At 57.4% G+C, this 17,410-nt stretch carries 9 protein-coding genes; 1 reads left to right on the forward strand and 8 read right to left on the reverse strand.

Going from position 1 to position 17,410, the window contains the following annotated elements:
• The first annotated feature begins 330 nt into the window (after positions 1-330).
• The gene (locus tag MTP36_RS08945) at positions 331-1,452 is read left to right on the forward strand and encodes a cysteine desulfurase family protein (RefSeq protein ID WP_249248004.1); all 1,122 of its coding nucleotides are present in this window, start codon (positions 331-333) and stop codon (positions 1,450-1,452) included.
• A gap of 124 nt (positions 1,453-1,576) precedes the next feature.
• On the opposite strand, the gene tuf is transcribed toward MTP36_RS08945, so the two are convergent.
• From tuf to dnaG, 8 genes are all read right to left on the reverse strand, one after another.
• Positions 1,577-2,779, reverse strand: coding sequence for an elongation factor Tu (gene tuf, locus MTP36_RS08950; protein WP_055184522.1), 1,203 nt, complete (start codon positions 2,777-2,779; stop codon positions 1,577-1,579).
• A 172-nt stretch (positions 2,780-2,951) separates the two neighbouring features.
• Entirely contained in the window at positions 2,952-5,078 is a 2,127-nt protein-coding gene (gene fusA / locus MTP36_RS08955; protein WP_256466504.1) for an elongation factor G, read from the reverse strand.
• A 24-nt stretch (positions 5,079-5,102) separates the two neighbouring features.
• Positions 5,103-5,573 (reverse strand): 30S ribosomal protein S7, encoded by a 471-nt coding sequence (gene rpsG, locus MTP36_RS08960; protein WP_005926179.1) that lies wholly within the window; start codon positions 5,571-5,573, stop codon positions 5,103-5,105.
• 159 nt (positions 5,574-5,732) lie between these two features.
• Entirely contained in the window at positions 5,733-6,161 is a 429-nt protein-coding gene (gene rpsL, locus MTP36_RS08965) for a 30S ribosomal protein S12 (protein WP_005926182.1), read from the reverse strand.
• A 293-nt stretch (positions 6,162-6,454) separates the two neighbouring features.
• Positions 6,455-10,027, reverse strand: coding sequence for a DNA-directed RNA polymerase subunit beta' (gene rpoC / locus MTP36_RS08970; RefSeq protein WP_055184524.1), 3,573 nt, complete (start codon positions 10,025-10,027; stop codon positions 6,455-6,457).
• Positions 10,028-10,155: 128 nt separating this feature from the next.
• On the reverse strand, positions 10,156-14,019 hold the full coding sequence (gene rpoB, locus MTP36_RS08975) for a DNA-directed RNA polymerase subunit beta (RefSeq protein WP_118657664.1): 3,864 nt from the start codon (positions 14,017-14,019) through the stop codon (positions 10,156-10,158).
• A gap of 473 nt (positions 14,020-14,492) precedes the next feature.
• A complete protein-coding gene (rpoD, locus tag MTP36_RS08980; RefSeq protein WP_249248006.1) occupies positions 14,493-15,575 on the reverse strand; it encodes an RNA polymerase sigma factor RpoD in 1,083 nt (360 codons plus the stop codon).
• A gap of 48 nt (positions 15,576-15,623) precedes the next feature.
• Positions 15,624-17,399, reverse strand: a complete 1,776-nt coding sequence (gene dnaG, locus MTP36_RS08985; RefSeq protein WP_249248014.1) for a DNA primase — start codon at positions 17,397-17,399, stop codon at positions 15,624-15,626.
• Positions 17,400-17,410 lie beyond the last annotated feature (11 nt).

A 17,410-nucleotide genomic window follows, 5' to 3' on the forward strand; every position in this document is an offset into this window, starting at 1 on the left:
GCCGTTGAAACAGCAGTGCCTCTGAATTTCAGGAACAAGACCTCCACACAAAAACGGGAAAGAAGCCGCTATGCAGTCGCTCATGCTTGAACATTGTGCTCCTCCCCTTCTTTTTGTGTTCCTTCCAACAACCGGAACCGCTCCGGCAAGGCAGCAGCGGCGCCGCAGCCTTTTTGATAAGTATAGCAGATTTTGGGCTTTCCAGCAAGGTGTTGACAGCTTTTTCTTGCCTGTTAGGCTGCGGGGGTTGCGCTTTTGGACGGAATGCCCTATAATAGAGCCTGCTCTTATTTCCTACCATTATAATGTGTTGATATTACAGGAGGCTTTATGCTCTATCTGGATTACTCTGCCAACACCCCTGTGGACGAGGCGGTGCTGCAATGCTTCTGTGAAGCAGAGCGGCGTTACCCGGGCAACGCCAACGCCCACCATCAGGCAGGCGCTGCCGCAAAGGCTGCTATAAACGAGGCGACCCGCAGCATTGCCCGCTGTCTGGGCGCACCGCCTGCGGGCATCATCTACACCTCCGGCGCAAGCGAAGCCAACAACCTTGCTGTAAAGGGGCTAGCGGCGCTGGGGCGTGCGGCAGGCAGGCACATCCTCTCTACTCCGCTGGAGCATTCGTCCGTCAGCGGCAGCCTAGAGGCACTACAAAAGCAGGGGTACGAGGTAGAGCTGCTGGACATCCTGCCGGACGGCACGGTGGACCTTGCAGACCTGAAAAACCGGCTGCGCCCGGACACTGTGCTGGTGGCTGTGACTGCCGTAGACAGCGAACTGGGCGTAGTGCAGCCCATTGCGGAAATTGCAGAGCTTTTAAAGGCATATCCCAACTGCCATTTCCATGTGGACGCCACGCAGGCTGTGGGGAAAATTCCCGTACAGTTTGAGGGTGTGGACACCATGAGCCTGACAGCCCATAAGTTTTACGGGCTCAACGGCATCGGTGTACTGGTAAAACGGCTGGGACTGGCACTGCCGCCCCTCATTCATGGTGGAGAGAGCACTACTCCCTACCGCAGCGGCACACCTACCGTAGCGCTGGCTTGTTCGCTGGCGCTGGCCTTGGAAAAGGCTACTGCGGAGCTTCCCGCCCGCGCCGCAACAGTCCGCAGGCTGAACGATCGACTGCGTGCAGAACTTTCCCGCTATCCAAAAATGCGCATCAACAGCCCGGCAAACGCTGTGCCGCATATCCTGAACCTGAGTGTGCAGGGCGTAAAGGGCACCGTATTCCAGCGGGAGCTGGACGCACGCGGGGTGTGCGTCTCGGTCAAATCTGCCTGTTCGTCCGATGGACTGCCCTCCCGCGCGGTGCTGGCGGTCAGTCAGGACCGGCGCAACGCCCTTTCCTCCTGGCGCATCAGCCTGAGCCATCTTACCACAGAGGAGGAAGTGACCGGCTTTCTGCACGCCTTTGCAGACTGCTATAACACCCTGACCCGGTAAAGGAGCTGTGAAACAAAGCCGTTTGTAACTGCCATAAAGAAACAAAAAGACCTTCCCGCTCTCCGGAACGGGAAGGTCTTTATAAATTGCTAGTTAGCCTTGGAACTTACGTTCAAAGACAAAATCACTCAATGATCTTGCCAACAACGCCGGAACCAACGGTACGGCCACCCTCACGGATAGCGAAACGCAGGCCCTCTTCCATAGCAACAGGGGTCAGCAGCTCAACGTGCATCATGACGTTATCGCCGGGCATGCACATCTCGGTGCCTTCGGGCAGGGTGATGATGCCGGTCACGTCGGTGGTGCGGAAGTAGAACTGAGGACGATAGTTGGAGAAGAACGGGGTGTGACGGCCGCCTTCGTCCTTGGTCAGGACGTAGACCTGAGCCTCAAAGACGTTGTGGGGGTGCACAGTGCCGGGCTTAGCCAGAACCTGGCCACGCTCGATCTGGGTACGATCAACACCACGCAGCAGAGCGCCGATGTTATCGCCAGCCTCAGCGAAGTCCAGAGACTTACGGAACATCTCCAGACCGGTGATGGTGGTGTTCAGACGATCGGGCTTGATGCCGACGATCTCCATAGCGTCGCCAACCTTGGCGATACCACGCTCAACACGACCGGTAGCAACGGTACCACGGCCAGAAATGGTCATGACATCCTCGATGGGCATCAGGAAGGGCTTATCCTCCTCACGATCCGGGTTGGGGATGTAGGAGTCAACAGCATCCATCAGCTCCTTGATGCAAGCGTAAGCGGGATCCTCGGGATCGTTGGGAGCCTCCAGAGCCTTCAGAGCGGAACCACGAATGATCGGGGTGTCGTCGCCCGGGAAGTCGTACTCGGTCAGCAGCTCACGGATCTCCATCTCAACCAGGTCCAGCAGCTCTTCGTCGTCGACCATATCGCACTTGTTCATGAACACAACGATATAGGGCACGCCGACCTGACGAGCCAGCAGGATGTGCTCACGGGTCTGGGGCATGGGACCATCGGTAGCAGCAACGACCAGAATAGCGCCGTCCATCTGAGCAGCACCGGTGATCATGTTCTTAACGTAGTCAGCATGGCCCGGGCAGTCAACGTGAGCGTAGTGGCGCTTCTCGGTCTGGTACTCAACGTGAGCGGAGTTGATCGTGATACCACGAGCACGCTCCTCAGGAGCCTTATCGATGTTAGCGTAGTCCATGAACTCTGCATCACCCTTCAGAGCCAAGTACTTGGTGATAGCAGCGGTCAGAGTGGTCTTGCCGTGGTCAACGTGACCGATGGTGCCGATGTTAACATGCGGCTTAGAACGGTCGAACTTTGCCTTTTCAGCCATTGGAATATCCTCCCTTAATTTAGGTTTTGATATTGGTTACAACAACCCTGCAAAATGCAGACATTGCACTGCAAGGCTATTCTACTAAATTTGCCCTGTAAAATCAAGTGCTTTTACAGGAAATTTTGCCGGAGTTACACTACCCCGGCAAAATTCTTATGCTTTACAGCGCTTAGCCCTTGGTACGGCCAGCAATGATCTGGTCAGCAATGTTCTTGGGAACCGGCTCGTAGTGAGAGGGCTCCATAACATACTGGCCACGACCCTGAGTCTTGGAACGCAGGTCGGTAGCGTAGCCGAACATCTGAGCCAGAGGCACAAATGCGTTGATACGCTGGGTACCGGCCATAGCCTCCATGCCCTGGATCTGACCACGGCGGGCGTTCAGGTCACCGATAACATCGCCCAGATACTCATCGGGAACGATAACAGCAACCTTCATGATGGGCTCGGTGATGATGGGATCAGCCTTGCGCATAGCATCCTTGAATGCCATGGAACCTGCGATGGAGAAGGCCATTTCAGAGGAGTCGACCTCATGATAAGAACCATCCCACAGGGTGACCTTGACATCAACAACAGGATAGCCTGCCAGAACGCCGGACTTCATAGCACCCTGAATACCGTTGTCGATAGCAGGGATGTATTCCTTCGGGATAGCGCCGCCAACGATGGCGTTGACGAACTCGTAACCCTTACCGGGCTCGTTGGGCTCGATTTTGATCTTAACGTGACCGTACTGGCCCTTACCACCGGACTGACGTGCGTACTTGGTCTCCTGGTTGGCCTCCTTGCGGATGGTCTCACGGTAAGCAACCTGGGGAGCACCCACGTTTGCCTCAACCTTGAACTCACGCAGCAGACGGTCAACGATGATTTCCAGATGCAGCTCGCCCATACCAGCAATGATGGTCTGGCCGGTTTCTTCATCGGTGTAGGTCTTGAAGGTCGGATCCTCTTCGGCCAGCTTTGCCAGCGCGATGCCCATCTTCTCGTTACCAGCCTTGGTCTTAGGCTCAATGGCAACGCGGATAACGGGCTCGGGGAACTTCATGGACTCCAGAATGATGGGATGATTCTCATCACACAGAGTATCACCAGTGGTGGTGTTCTTCAGACCAACAACAGCAGCGATATCACCTGCGTAGCAGCAGTCGATATCCTTGCGGTGATTGGAGTGCATCTGCAGGATGCGGCCCATACGCTCCTTGTTGTCCTTCACGGAGTTGTAAACAGTAGTACCTGCCTCAACCTTACCGGAGTACACACGGAAGTATGCCAGCTTACCAACAAACGGGTCGGTAGCGATCTTGAAAGCCAGAGCTGCGAAGGGAGCGTCGTCAGAAGACGGACGGGTCTCCTCTTCCTCAGTCTCGGGATTCACGCCCTTGATGTCAGGGACATCGGTAGGAGCGGGCATATAGTCAACGATAGCGTCCAGCAGCTTCTGCACACCGCGGTTCTTGTAGGAAGAACCGCAGACAACGGGAACCAGCGTGTTAGCGATGGTCTCCTTGCGGATCGCAGCCTTCAGCTCGGCACGGGTGATCTCCTCGCCCTCAAGGTACTTTTCCATGAGCTCTTCGTCGTTCTCAGCAACAGCCTCGATCAGGATGTTGTGATACTCCTCAGCCTGCTCACGCATATCCTCGGGAATGGGCTCGGTACGCATATCGTTGCCCATGTCATCGTAGTAGACCTCAGCGTTCATATCGACCAGGTCAACGATACCACGGAAGGTATCCTCCTGACCGATAGGCAGCTGGATGGCCACGCCGTTGGCGTGCAGACGATCATGCAGCATCTTGATGCAGCGGAAGAAGTCAGCACCCATGGTGTCCATCTTGTTGACATACACCATACGGGGGACTTTGTATTCATCAGCCTGACGCCAAACGGTCTCAGACTGAGGCTCGACACCACCCTTTGCGGCCAGAACGGTCACAGAACCGTCCAGAACGCGCAGAGAACGCTGGACCTCAACAGTGAAGTCAACGTGGCCCGGAGTGTCGATAATGTTGATGCGGTGACGATTCTTCTTGAACGCAACCGGATCCTTCTGGGTCTCGGAGTGAGACCAGTAGCAGGTGGTAGCAGCGGAAGTGATGGTAATACCACGCTCCTGCTCCTGAACCATCCAGTCCATGGTGGCGCCGCCATCGTGGACCTCACCGATCTTATGGTTGATACCGGTGTAGTACAGGATACGCTCGGTAGTGGTCGTCTTGCCGGCATCGATATGAGCCATAATGCCGATATTTCTCGTCATCTGAAGAGAAACTTCTCTGGGTGTAGCCATGAAATTAACCTCCTACAGAACAGATCAATAACGGAAATGTGCGAAAGCCTTGTTAGCTTCTGCCATCTTGTGAGTGTCCTCACGCTTCTTCACGGCGTTACCAGTGTTGTTGGCAGCATCCATGATCTCAGCAGCCAAACGCTGTGCCATGGTCTTCTCACCACGGGTGCGGCTGTAGGCAGTCAGCCAGCGCAGACCCAGAGTCTCGCGGCGAGCGGGGCTGACCTCCAGGGGGACCTGGTAGTTAGCGCCACCAACACGGCGGGTCTTGCACTCGAGGCTGGGCATGATGTTCTCCATCGCCTTCTCGAAAGTCTCCAGAGGATCGTTGCCGGTCTTTTCCTGAATCATGGAGAAAGCTTCGTAAACGATCTTCTGAGCGACGCCCTTCTTGCCATCCAGCATGACGCTGTTGACCAGGCGGGTGACCATCTTGGAATTGTAAATAGGATCAGCTAAGACATCGCGCTTAGCAATGTTACCTCTTCTAGGCATCTTTCTTCCCTCCTTCACAGAATGATATCATCGGTACTCGAAAGTAATAAAACTCCCGTTGTGTCACAAAGAGCTGACCTTACATAAACCGTTACCCTCCGCTTTTAAGCGGACTTGTTATTTATATAAAGGAAAGCCGTTTATGGCGGTTGTCCTCAATTACTTCTTTGCAGCACCGGCCTTAGGACGCTTTGCGCCGTACTTGGAGCGGGCCTGATTACGGCCTGCCACACCCTGAGTATCCAGGGTACCACGGATGATGTGGTAACGCACACCGGGCAGGTCCTTAACACGACCGCCACGGATCAGCACGACGGAGTGCTCCTGCAGGTTATGGCCGATACCGGGAATGTAAGAGGTGACCTCGATACCATTCGTGAGGCGGACACGAGCAACCTTACGCAGAGCAGAGTTAGGCTTCTTGGGGGTCATGGTACGAACTGCAGTGCAGACACCACGCTTCTGGGGGCTGCTCAGATCAGAGTACTGCTTTTTCTGAGAGTTATAAGTCTTCTGCAGAGCGGGAGCGGTGCTCTTGGTAGTCAGGACCTCACGGCCTTTGCGTACAAGCTGGTTAAAAGTAGGCATTTTGTTTCTCCTTTCTTAATGATGAACATCGGAAGCATTTTCCGACTTTTTTGCCGCACTATCCCCGTGAGGGACGCGCAACAGTTATATAATACCCTCTTTGCAGCCGGATGTCAACAGTTTTTGCAAATTTTTTTGTATTTATTCCAGATTTTTTCTTTTGGGCAGTTTTCGGCAGAAAATATGACTTTTCCTCCCCTGCTGCGCTGCTTTATGCACGCAAAAACCGCCCCGCAGGCTTTCGCCCACGGAGCGGTTGTGTTTAACGGATCAGATCCTGACGGATGCTGCGCTTACTGTGCGGAGGCAGCCAGCTCGGCTGCGACCTCGGCGTCGCGCTCAGCCTCACGGTTCTTCAGATCCTCACGCACCTCCGGCAGACCGGTACCGGCGGGGATCAGCTTACCGATGATGACGTTCTCCTTCAGACCGGACAGCGGGTCGACCTTGCCCTTGATGGCGGCCTCGGTCAGCACGCGGGTGGTCTCCTGGAAGGATGCAGCGGACAGGAAGGAGTCGTTGGCCAGAGCAGCCTTGGTGATGCCCAGCAGTACCTGCTGGTACTCCACCAGCTTCAGGCCCTCTTCGCCTGCATCAATGCGCTTCTGCAGATCCGCATTGATGTTCTCCACCTCCAGACGGCTTGCCAGAGCACCGCCGATCAGGTTGGAGGAGCCGGAGTCGGTCACACGCACCTTGCGGCACATCTGACGGACGATGACTTCGATATGCTTATCGTTGATCTCAACGCCCTGCAGACGGTAGACTTTCTGGACCTCGTTGATCAGGTAGTTCTGCACGTCCTCCAGACCCTTGATGGCCAGAATATCCTGCGGGTACAGCACGCCCTCGCGGGTGATGATGTCGCCCTTCTCCACACGGTCGCCGGGCATCACGCGGGCATGCTGGGTGAACGGGATGGAGTAGCTCTTGACTTCCTCTGCACCGTTCTCGTCCTTGCCGGTGACCTTGATGACCACGTTCTTCTTGGTGTCGTCCTGAGAGACCACACCGGAGATCTCGCTCATGATGGCCATACTCTTGGGACGGCGGCTCTCGAACAACTCCTCAACACGGGGCAGACCCTGTGTAATATCCTCGGCAGATGCGATACCGCCGGTATGGAAGGTACGCATGGTCAGCTGAGTACCGGGCTCACCGATGGACTCTGCGGCGATAACACCGACAGACTCGCCCAGACGAACCGGCTCGCCGTTGGCCATATCGGAGCCGTAGCAGCGTGCGCAGACGCCGGTCTTTGCACGGCAGGTCAGCAGGCTGCGGATCTTCAGGCGGGTGATGCCGGCTGCCTCGATCTCGTTGGCATCGTACAGGTCGATCATCTTGCCCTCGGGCACGATGACCTTGCCGGTGATGGGGTTGACCACATCGCCCACGGCAAAACGGCCGATCAAACGCTCGCGGAAGCTCTCGATCTTCTCCTTGCCCTCGTGGATCTCAGAGACCCACAGGCCATCGGTAGTGCCGCAGTCGATCTCGCGGACGATGACGTCCTGAGAAACATCGACCATGCGGCGGGTCAGGTAACCGGAGTCGGCGGTACGCAGAGCGGTATCGGCCAGACCCTTACGAGCACCACGGGCAGAAACGAAATATTCCAGAATATTCAGACCTTCGCGGTAGTTTGCACGAATGGGCATCTCGATGGTGTGACCGGCGGTGTTTGCCAGCAGGCCGCGCATACCAGCCAGCTGCTTGATCTGGTTCATAGAACCACGAGCACCGGAGTCTGCCATCATATAGATCTCGTTGTCCTTGGGCAGGTTGTCTGCCAGAGCCTTAGAGACCTTATCGGTGGTCTTCTGCCAGATATCGATGGTCTTGTTGTAACGCTCGTTATCCGAGATCAGACCACGGTTGAACAGCTTGCCGACCTTGGCGATTTCCTTGTCAGCCTCAGCGATCAGCTCCTGCTTCTGGGGCGGGATCACAGCATCGCACACAGCCACGGAGATTGCGGACAGGGTGGAGTACTTATAGCCCTGTGCCTTGATGGCATCCAGCATCTTAGCGCACTTGCGGGTGCCGTTGCGGGTCATGCAGCGGGAGATGATCTCAGGCAGGGTCTTTTTGGTCACGCGGAAGCTGACCTCGTACTCCAGCCAGTGCTCGGGATCGGTACGATCCACATAGCCCAGATTCTGGGGAATAGGATTGTTAAAGATGATGCGGCCGGCGGTGGCATCCACCAGACCGGTGCGCTCCACGCCGTCAATGGTCATGGTGCGGCGCACCTTGATGGGTGCGTGCAGGGTGATGACGTGCTCGGCGTAAGCCATCAGAACCTCGTTCTCATCACGGAACACCTTGCCTGCGCCCTCATCGTTCTCGCGGACGGTGGTCAGGTAGTAGCTGCCCAGGATCATATCCTGCGTAGGCACGGTAACAGGTGCGCCGTCAGAGGGCTTGAGCAGGTTGCCGGAAGCCAGCATCAGCATCTTGGCCTCACGGCAGGCATCCTCGCTCAGGGGCAGATGGACTGCCATCTGGTCGCCGTCGAAGTCGGCGTTAAATGCGGTACAGGCCAGCGGGTGCAGTTTGACGGCACGGCCTTCCACCAGCACGGGGTTGAAGGCCTGAATGCCCAGACGGTGCAGTGTAGGTGCACGGTTCAGCAGCACGGGGTGACCCTTGATGACGGTCTCAAGGCTGTCCCAGACTTCGGGCTTTGCGCGCTCGACCATCTTACGGGCGGACTTGATGTTGTTGGCAATGCCCTTCTCCACCAGATCCTTCATGACAAAGGGTTTGAACAGCTCCAGAGCCATTTCCTTAGGCAGACCGCACTGATCCATCTTCAGCTCAGGGCCGACAACGATAACGGAACGACCGGAGTAGTCAACACGCTTGCCCAGCAGGTTCTGACGGAAACGGCCCTGCTTGCCCTTCAGCAGATCGGAAAGGCTCTTCAGTGCGCGGTTGTTGGGGCCGGTGACCGGACGGCCGCGACGACCGTTGTCGATCAGGCTGTCCACAGCCTCCTGCAGCATACGCTTCTCGTTGCGCACGATGATGTCGGGAGCGCCCAGCTCCAGCAGACGGCGCAGACGATTGTTGCGGTTGATGACGCGGCGGTACAGGTCGTTCAGGTCGGAAGTGGCAAAGCGGCCGCCATCCAGCTGGACCATGGGGCGCAGGTCAGGCGGCAGCACAGGCAGCACATCCATGACCATCCACTCGGGGCGGTTGCCGGAGATGCGGAAAGCCTCGACAACTTCCAGACGCTTGAGGATACGCACACGCTTCTGGCCGGAGGACTTTTCTACCTCGGCGGTCAGCTCAGCGCTCAGCTGATCCAGATCGATCTCCTTCAGCAGGGTCTGGACAGCCTCGGCGCCCATAGCAGCCTCGAACTCGTCGCCGTAGCGATCGCGCATTTCGCGGTATTCCTTCTCGGTCAGCAGCTGCTTCTTGTCCAGCGGGGTCAGACCGGGATCGGTGACGATATAGCTTGCAAAGTACAGCACCTTTTCCAGCAGGCGGGGGCTGATGTCCAGCATCAGGCCGATGCGGCTGGGGATGCCCTTGAAGTACCAGATGTGGCTCACAGGAGCGGCCAGCTCGATGTGACCCATACGCTCACGGCGAACCTTGGCCTTGGTGACCTCGACGCCGCAACGATCACACACCTTGCCCTTGTAACGGATACGCTTGTACTTGCCGCAGTGGCACTCCCAGTCCTTGGTAGGTCCAAAAATGCGCTCGCAGTACAGGCCGTCACGCTCCGGTTTCAGGGTGCGGTAGTTGATGGTTTCGGGCTTTTTGACCTCGCCGTAGCTCCAAGCGCGGATCTGCTCCGGGGAGGCAAGGCCGATTTTAATGGAATCGAAAACGTTGTTTTCCATGAAACGAACCCTTTCTTAATCTCTAGTTGTCTCGATGATACAGGCGGCTTTTCTGTTGCAGGATTACAAGCACTTCTCCCCTGCCGCAGCACGCGGCCAAGGGGCGAAGGCTGTGTTCAATATCCAAATCAGAAATCTACTTCGTCAGAAGCAGCCGGAGCCTCAGCACCGGAGTTATCATCCTCCAGCACAGAAGGATCATCGAAACCTGCATCGGCGTCCTTGATGTTATAATCGGTCAGTTCGCTCTCCTGCACCACAGTCTCGGTGCCGGCAACATCACGCATATCAAAGCCAGTCTCTTCATCGTCGAAGTTCTGGCGCATGTCGATCTCGTTGCCGTCCTTGTCCTGCACGATCACGTCCAGACCCAGAGACTGCAGTTCCTTCAACATAACGCGGAAGGACTCGGGGATGCCGGGCTGCGGGATGGGCTCGCCCTTGACGATGGCCTCGTAGGTCTTGACACGGCCCTCCACGTCGTCAGACTTGACAGTCAGGATCTCCTGCAGGGTGTAAGCGGCACCGTAAGCCTCCAGTGCCCAGACCTCCATCTCGCCGAAGCGCTGACCGCCGAACTGAGCCTTGCCGCCCAGAGGCTGCTGGGTAACCAGAGAGTAGGGGCCGGTGGAGCGGGCGTGGATCTTATCATCAACCAGGTGATGCAGCTTGAGGTAGTACATATAACCAACGGTAACGCGGTTATCGAACTTTTCACCGGTACGGCCATCGTAAACGGTGGTCTTGCCGTCACGATCCAGCTCGATCTTGGAGAAGTCAATGATGTGACCCTTCTCGCCCATGATCTTGGGGAGCTTGGTGGGATATGCGGGAGCATTCTCGCCGTGCCACATCTCGCGGGCGGTATCAAAGGTATCGCCGATGTCGTTCTCACGAGCAGAGTCAAAGACGGGGGTCATGACCTTGATGCCGCAGGCCTTGGCAGCGTAGCCGAGGTTGACTTCCAGCACCTGACCGATGTTCATACGGGAAGGCACGCCCAGCGGGTTCAGCACGATGTCCAGCGGAGTGCCGTCGGGCAGGTAGGGCATATCCTCCTGCGGCAGGATGCGGGAAACGACACCCTTGTTGCCGTGACGGCCTGCCATCTTATCGCCGACGCTGATCTTACGCTTCTGGGCGATATAGCAGCGGACGACCTCGCGCACACCGGGCTGCAGCTCATCGCTGTTCTCCGGGGTAAAGACCTTGACATCCACAATGATGCCGTATGCGCCGTGGGGCACACGCAGAGAGGTGTCGCGCACCTCGCGGGCCTTCTCGCCGAAGATGGCGCGCAGCAGGCGCTCCTCAGCGGTCAGCTCGGTCTCGCCCTTCGGGGTGACCTTACCAACCAGAATGTCGCCGCTCTTGACCTCGGCACCGATGCGGATGATGCCGCGCTCGTCCAGATCCTTCAGGGCATCCTCAGAAACGTTGGGGATGTCGCGGGTGATCTCCTCGGGTCCCAGCTTGGTATCGCGGCTCTCGGTCTCGTACTCCTCGATGTGGATGGAGGTGTACACGTCCTCACGCACGATCTTCTCGTTCAGCAGAACGGCGTCCTCGTAGTTGTAGCCCTCCCAGGTCATGAAGCCGATCAGGGCGTTCTTACCCAGAGAGATCTCACCGTTGCGCATTGCGGGGCCATCGGCCAGCACCTGACCGGCGGTGACGGTCTCGCCCACTTCCACGATGGGGCGCTGGTTGATACAGGTGCCTGCGTTGGAGCGGGCAAACTTGATCAGGGAGTAATCCTCCAGAGCACCCTGCTCGTTGCGCACGACAATGTGGTCAGCATCGACCTTCTCCACAATGCCGTTGCTCTTGGCCAGCACAGCGGTGCCGGAGTCGGTAGCAGCCTTGTACTCCATACCGGTAGCAACGATGGGCTGCTGGGTGACCATCAGAGGCACTGCCTGACGCTGCATGTTAGAACCCATCAGAGCACGGTTACAGTCGTCGTTCTCCAGGAAGGGAATGCAGGCGGTAGCAACAGAAACCATCATACGCGGAGAAACGTCCATGTAATCGACCTTCTCTGCGTCGATTTCCAAGATCTCGTCGCGGCGGCGGGCAGACACACGGGGACGGATGAAGTGCTTGCCTTCGTCCAGCGGCTCGTTGGCCTGTGCCACAACGTACTCGTCCTCCACATCGGCGGTCATATACTCCACCTCGTCGGTGACGACCTGCTCGATGAGGTTGTTGTTCTCGTCGTAGATCTTCTTGACCTTGCGGTAGGGAGCCTCCACGAAGCCGTACTCGTTGATCTTGGCGTAGGATGCCAGATAGGAGATCAGACCGATGTTGGGGCCTTCAGGGGTCTCGATGGGGCACATACGGCCATAGTGGCTGTAATGAACGTCGCGGACTTCGAAGCCTGCGCGGTCACGGCTCAGACCGCCGGGGCCCAGAGCAGACAGACGGCGCTTGTGGGTCAGCTCCGCCAGAGGGTTGTTCTGATCCATGAACTGAGACAGCGGAGAGGAGCCGAAGAACTCCTTGATAGCTGCCACCACAGGACGGATGTTGATCAGTGCCTGCGGAGTGATAACGCTCTGATCCTGGCTCTGCAGGGTCATGCGCTCACGGATGACACGCTCCATACGGGAGAAGCCGATGCGGAACTGGTTCTGCAGCAGCTCGCCCACGCTGCGGATACGGCGGTTGCCCAGATGGTCGATATCATCGGTGGTGCCGATGCCGTAGCCCAGATCGTTCAGATAGTTGATGGAAGACAGGATGTCGTCGATGGTGACGGTACGGCCGATGAGCAGGTCGTGATCCTTCTTCAGGCTCTCCATGACCTCCTCAGCGCTGGAAGCGTTATCAAGGATCTTGCGCAGCTCCTTGAGGTTGCAGCGCTCGTTGATGCCGCACTCCTTGACATCCACACCCTTGAATGCGGGGTAGTAGTTGTCGATGATGGCCTGTGCGTCCACGCAGCCGTTGGTGATGACCTTGACCTTGTGGGGCTTATCCTTCATGGGATCATCGATCTTCAGCACCACCAGATCCACGCCGGCGGCATCGATCTGCTCAGCCAGCTTGCGGTCGATCTTCTTGTCAGCCTCGACGAGGATCTCGCCGGTGAAGGGATCCACCACGTTCTCTGCAGCCACATAGTTCATGATGCGGCGTGCCAGAGACAGCTTCTTGTTCATCTTGTAGCGACCGAAACGGGACAGGTCGTACCGGCGCGGATCGAAGAACAGCATATCGATCTGGCTGGTAGCGGACTCCACCGTGGGAGGCTCGCCGGGGCGCAGCTTGCGGTAAACTTCCAGCAGACCTTCCTCACGGTTCTTGGTGGTATCCTTTTCCAGCGTAGCCAGAATGCGCTCGTCCTCGCCGAAGTAGTTCAGGATATCCTCGTTGGTGGACAGACCCAGCGCACGGCACAGCACCGTGACGGGCAGCTTACGGTTCTTGTCGATACGGACATAGAACACGTTGGCGGCATCGGTCTCGTACTCCAGCCATGCACCGCGGTTGGGGTTCATGGTGGCGCTATACAGGTCGTTGCCGACTTTATCCTTAGCATGGCCGTAGAACACACCGGGAGAGCGGACCAGCTGGCTGACGATCGCACGCTCAGCACCGTTGATGACAAAGGTGCCTGCGTCGGTCATCAGGGGGAAGTCGCCCATGAAGATCTCCTGATCCTTCACCTCGCCGGTCTCCTTGTTCAGCAGACGGGCGGTGACGCGCAGGGGGGCTGCATAGGTAACGTCGCGTTCCTTGCACTCCTTGATGCTGTACTTCGGCTCCTTATCCAGCCGGAAGTCCACAAAGCTCAGTGCCAGATTGCCGGTGTAGTCCTCAATGGTGCCGATATCGTGAAAGACCTCCTTCAGGCCTTCATCCAGAAACCACTGATACGAGTTCTTCTGCACCTCGATCAGGTTCGGCATACTGATGACTTCGTCGATGTGGGAGAAGCTCATGCGCTCGGTTTTGCCGAGCTTAACGGGCTTGACTTTCATCATAAAATCAACCACTCCTTACTTTTATATTCTACGGGATGTCGTATACACGGGTCAAATTTGAGCAGACACACATAATTCGACCCGCGTCCTGCGGAACGTTCCGGCGTTTTGCACAAACTTTTCGGGGCATCCCCTCAAGCGGCAGCCATCGCTGTTCCCTTTTTGGCGCACTAGTCCATTATGTGATACTAACGCAGTATACACCCAAAAACCCCTGTTGTCAAGCCATTTTTCAGTTTTTTGCCGAAATAAATTTAATTTTCGTTTTGTTTTCGCACGCCCGGCAGCGTGTATCCGTTCATCTTCCAAGTACTTGATTTTTTTATTTTGCACGTTCCTGTTCATAAACTCCTTGTGCAATTTGTCTATCTTTACCCTTGTGCCCGGAAGTGTGACTTTTGCACTTTCCTACTGCAAAAAGAGACCGCCGCACAAAATGCCGTGCGGCAGTCTCGTCCTATCATATAGAATGCTCATTCGTCCAGATAATCCCGCAGCAGCTTTGCGCGGCTGGGGTGGCGCAGCTTGCGCAGCGCCTTTGCTTCGATCTGGCGCACCCGCTCCCGGGTCACGTTGAACTCCTTGCCCAGTTCTTCCAGCGTGCGGGCACGGCCATCCTCCAGACCAAAGCGCAGGGTGATGACCCGCTCCTCCCTGGGGGTCAGGCTTTTGAGGACGTGCAGCAGCTCCCGCCGCAGCAGCTGACGCCCGGCTTCGTCTACCGGGACACCGGCATCCTCGTCCTGAATAAAGTCCTCCAGATGAGCGTCCTCTTCCTCCCCCACCGGCGTTTCCAGACTGATGGGCTCCTGCGACAGTTGCAGCAGCTCCCGCACCTTGTCCGGTTCCATATCCAGTGCGGCGGCGATCTCCTCCACGGTTGGTTCCCGCCCGTTTTTGTGCAACAGGTCACCCGCCGTTTTCTTGACCCGGTTGATGCTCTCTACCAGATGCACCGGGATACGGATGGTGCGCCCCTGATCCGCAATGGCGCGGGTGATGGACTGGCGGATCCACCACGTTGCGTAGGTGGAGAATTTGAACCCCCGCTCCGGCTCAAACTTTTCCGCCGCCTTCATCAGGCCGAGGTTGCCCTCTTGAATCAAGTCCAAAAAAGGCAGTCCACGCCCGGCGTAGCGCTTGGCGACCGATACCACCAGCCGCAGGTTTGCCTCGCTCAAAGCGCGGCGGGCATCTGCATCCCCTGCCCGGGCGGCCTTTGCCAGCGCCATCTCCTGCCCAGCGGTCAGCAGCGGCACCCGGCCGATCTCCTTTAAATAGGTCTTGACCGGATCATCCAGCGCCACACCCTCCGAGGAAAGCTCATTTTCCAGCCTGCCGATCTGGGCATCATCCAGCACAGGCAGCTCGGCAGGCTCCCCCTCTGCCAGATGGACGCCCCGCTGCTCCAGCGCCGCGTAAAGCTCGTCCAGCTGTGCAACATCGAAATCCGCTTCCTCCATGGCGCGGCTGATCTGCTCCGGGGTCAGGGTGTGACGGCGAGCCTTTGCGGCAAGGCTGCGGGCAAGTTCTTCCGTTTGCGACAATTTCTGCATGATTCCTGCTCCTTTTCTCTCCAGCTCCAGCCGGAGGGAAAACAGGGATCAGTCTTGTTCGGGCAGCGCCCCCTGCTTTTTTTCGCGCATCGACTGAAGATACTGTGTGATCTCATCGCCGGACATTGCAGCAGCTTTGCTTGCGACCGGCATTCCCCGGGCGATCCTGTCCAGATACAGATGGATATCCTCCGGGGTGCAGTTCACATCGCTGTATTGTGCCGCAAGTCGGCTCAGTTCATTCAATGCTTCTTCGCTTGCAAATGCCCGCAGTGCCGTCAGGCTGAGCTCCACGCCCTCCCGGCTGCAATTGAGCATTGCTTCGTATAATTCCTTCTGCTGCGGCTGGATGAATTGCTCCGCCGTTAGCTGCTGTTTGGCCAGTTCCAGATAGCGCGGCTCCCGCAGGATGGCTGCCAGCAGCCGCTGCTGGGCACTGGCGATGCCCAGCGCCTGACTGCCGCCTGCGCTGTATGGTACCTTGATCTGATCCATCTCACCGGAGTGCAGGCGCTCGCGGTTTTTCTCCCGGCGGTACTTGCCGCCCGCCCGCTTTGCTGCGGTGCCCAGCTGCGCCAGAATAGCGGTTTTGGAGATGTTGGTCTCCTCTGCCAGCCGCCCGGCGTACACCTCCTGCTCGGTGGGGTTGGAGCGCTCTGCCAGCATTTCCACAGCATCCTTTATATATTGCAGACGCTGTGCGTCCTGTGAGAGATCATACTGATCCCGCAGGCGCTTGAGCCGGAAGTCCAGCGCATTGCCCACCCCATCCAGAAGTGCCTGAAAACGCTCCGGGCCGTATTTTTTGATGTATTCGTCCGGGTCCTTTGCACCGGGGATCTGCAAAACGCCCACCTTTACCGGGCTGTTGCGGAACAGCTCCAGCGAGCGCAGGGTTGCCTTCTGACCGGCCTCATCCGAGTCATAGCTCAGAATGACCTCGTCGGCATATTCGCTGATGATGCGCACCTGCCCGGGGGTCAGCGCGGTGCCACAGGCGCAGACGGCGGTATCAATGCCCGCCTGCTGCATACTGATGACGTCCATGTAACCCTCGCACAGCACGAACCGCCGGGAGGCGCTGCGCTTGGCGATCTGCATGGCAAACACCGTCTCGGATTTGTGGTAGACCAGCGTTTCCGGGCTGTTGACGTATTTGGGCTTGGAGTCGTCCATCACGCGCCCACCAAAGGCTATGATATTGCCGCGCAGATCAAAGATGGGCGTCATGACACGCTTCCAGAACAGGCAGTAGATGCGGCCGGACTGGCTACGCTTGAACAGACCGCTGGCGTCCAACTCCTGCTGGTTGTAGCCCTTATCCCGCAGGTACTGGTACAGTGCCTGCCCGTCGTTGGGGGCATAGCCCAGCCCGAACCGGACGATGGTCTTATCGTCCAGCCCGCGCCGCCGCCAGTAGGCGCGCGCCTGCCGTGCCTCCTCCACGGTAGAGTTCAGGCAGGCGTGGAAAAAGCGGGCCGCCTCCTTGTTCATGGAAAGCACCCGACTGCGCAGACGGCCGGTCTTGTCGTCCTCCTGCGGCTCTGGCATACCGGCGCGGGAAGCCAGCATCTTGATGGCTTCGCCGCTGCTGATGTTGTTGATCTTTTTGACAAAGCTGATGGCATCTCCGGCTGCCTGACAGCCGAAGCAGTAAAAGCTTTGGGTGTCAGGGTACACATAGAAGGACGGCGTTTTTTCGCTGTGAAAGGGGCACAGACCGCCGTACAGACGTCCCTTGCGCTTGAGCTGCACATAGCTGCCCACCAGTTCCACGATGTCGGTGCGGCGGGTAAGCTCCTCGATGTATTCGTGTGGGATCATGTTGATTTAAA

Source organism: Faecalibacterium sp. I4-1-79 (genome assembly GCF_023347235.1).
GTDB lineage: Bacteria > Bacillota > Clostridia > Oscillospirales > Ruminococcaceae > Faecalibacterium > Faecalibacterium tardum.

Coding starts and splice junctions, on each gene's coding strand:
- MTP36_RS08945 (WP_249248004.1), top strand. CDS start 331: ATGCTCTATCTGGATTACTCTGCCAACACCCCTGTGGACGAGGCGGTG.
- tuf (WP_055184522.1), bottom strand. CDS start 2,779: ATGGCTGAAAAGGCAAAGTTCGACCGTTCTAAGCCGCATGTTAACATC.
- fusA (WP_256466504.1), bottom strand. CDS start 5,078: ATGGCTACACCCAGAGAAGTTTCTCTTCAGATGACGAGAAATATCGGC.
- rpsG (WP_005926179.1), bottom strand. CDS start 5,573: ATGCCTAGAAGAGGTAACATTGCTAAGCGCGATGTCTTAGCTGATCCT.
- rpsL (WP_005926182.1), bottom strand. CDS start 6,161: ATGCCTACTTTTAACCAGCTTGTACGCAAAGGCCGTGAGGTCCTGACT.
- rpoC (WP_055184524.1), bottom strand. CDS start 10,027: ATGGAAAACAACGTTTTCGATTCCATTAAAATCGGCCTTGCCTCCCCG.
- rpoB (WP_118657664.1), bottom strand. CDS start 14,019: ATGATGAAAGTCAAGCCCGTTAAGCTCGGCAAAACCGAGCGCATGAGC.
- rpoD (WP_249248006.1), bottom strand. CDS start 15,575: ATGCAGAAATTGTCGCAAACGGAAGAACTTGCCCGCAGCCTTGCCGCA.
- dnaG (WP_249248014.1), bottom strand. CDS start 17,399: ATGATCCCACACGAATACATCGAGGAGCTTACCCGCCGCACCGACATC.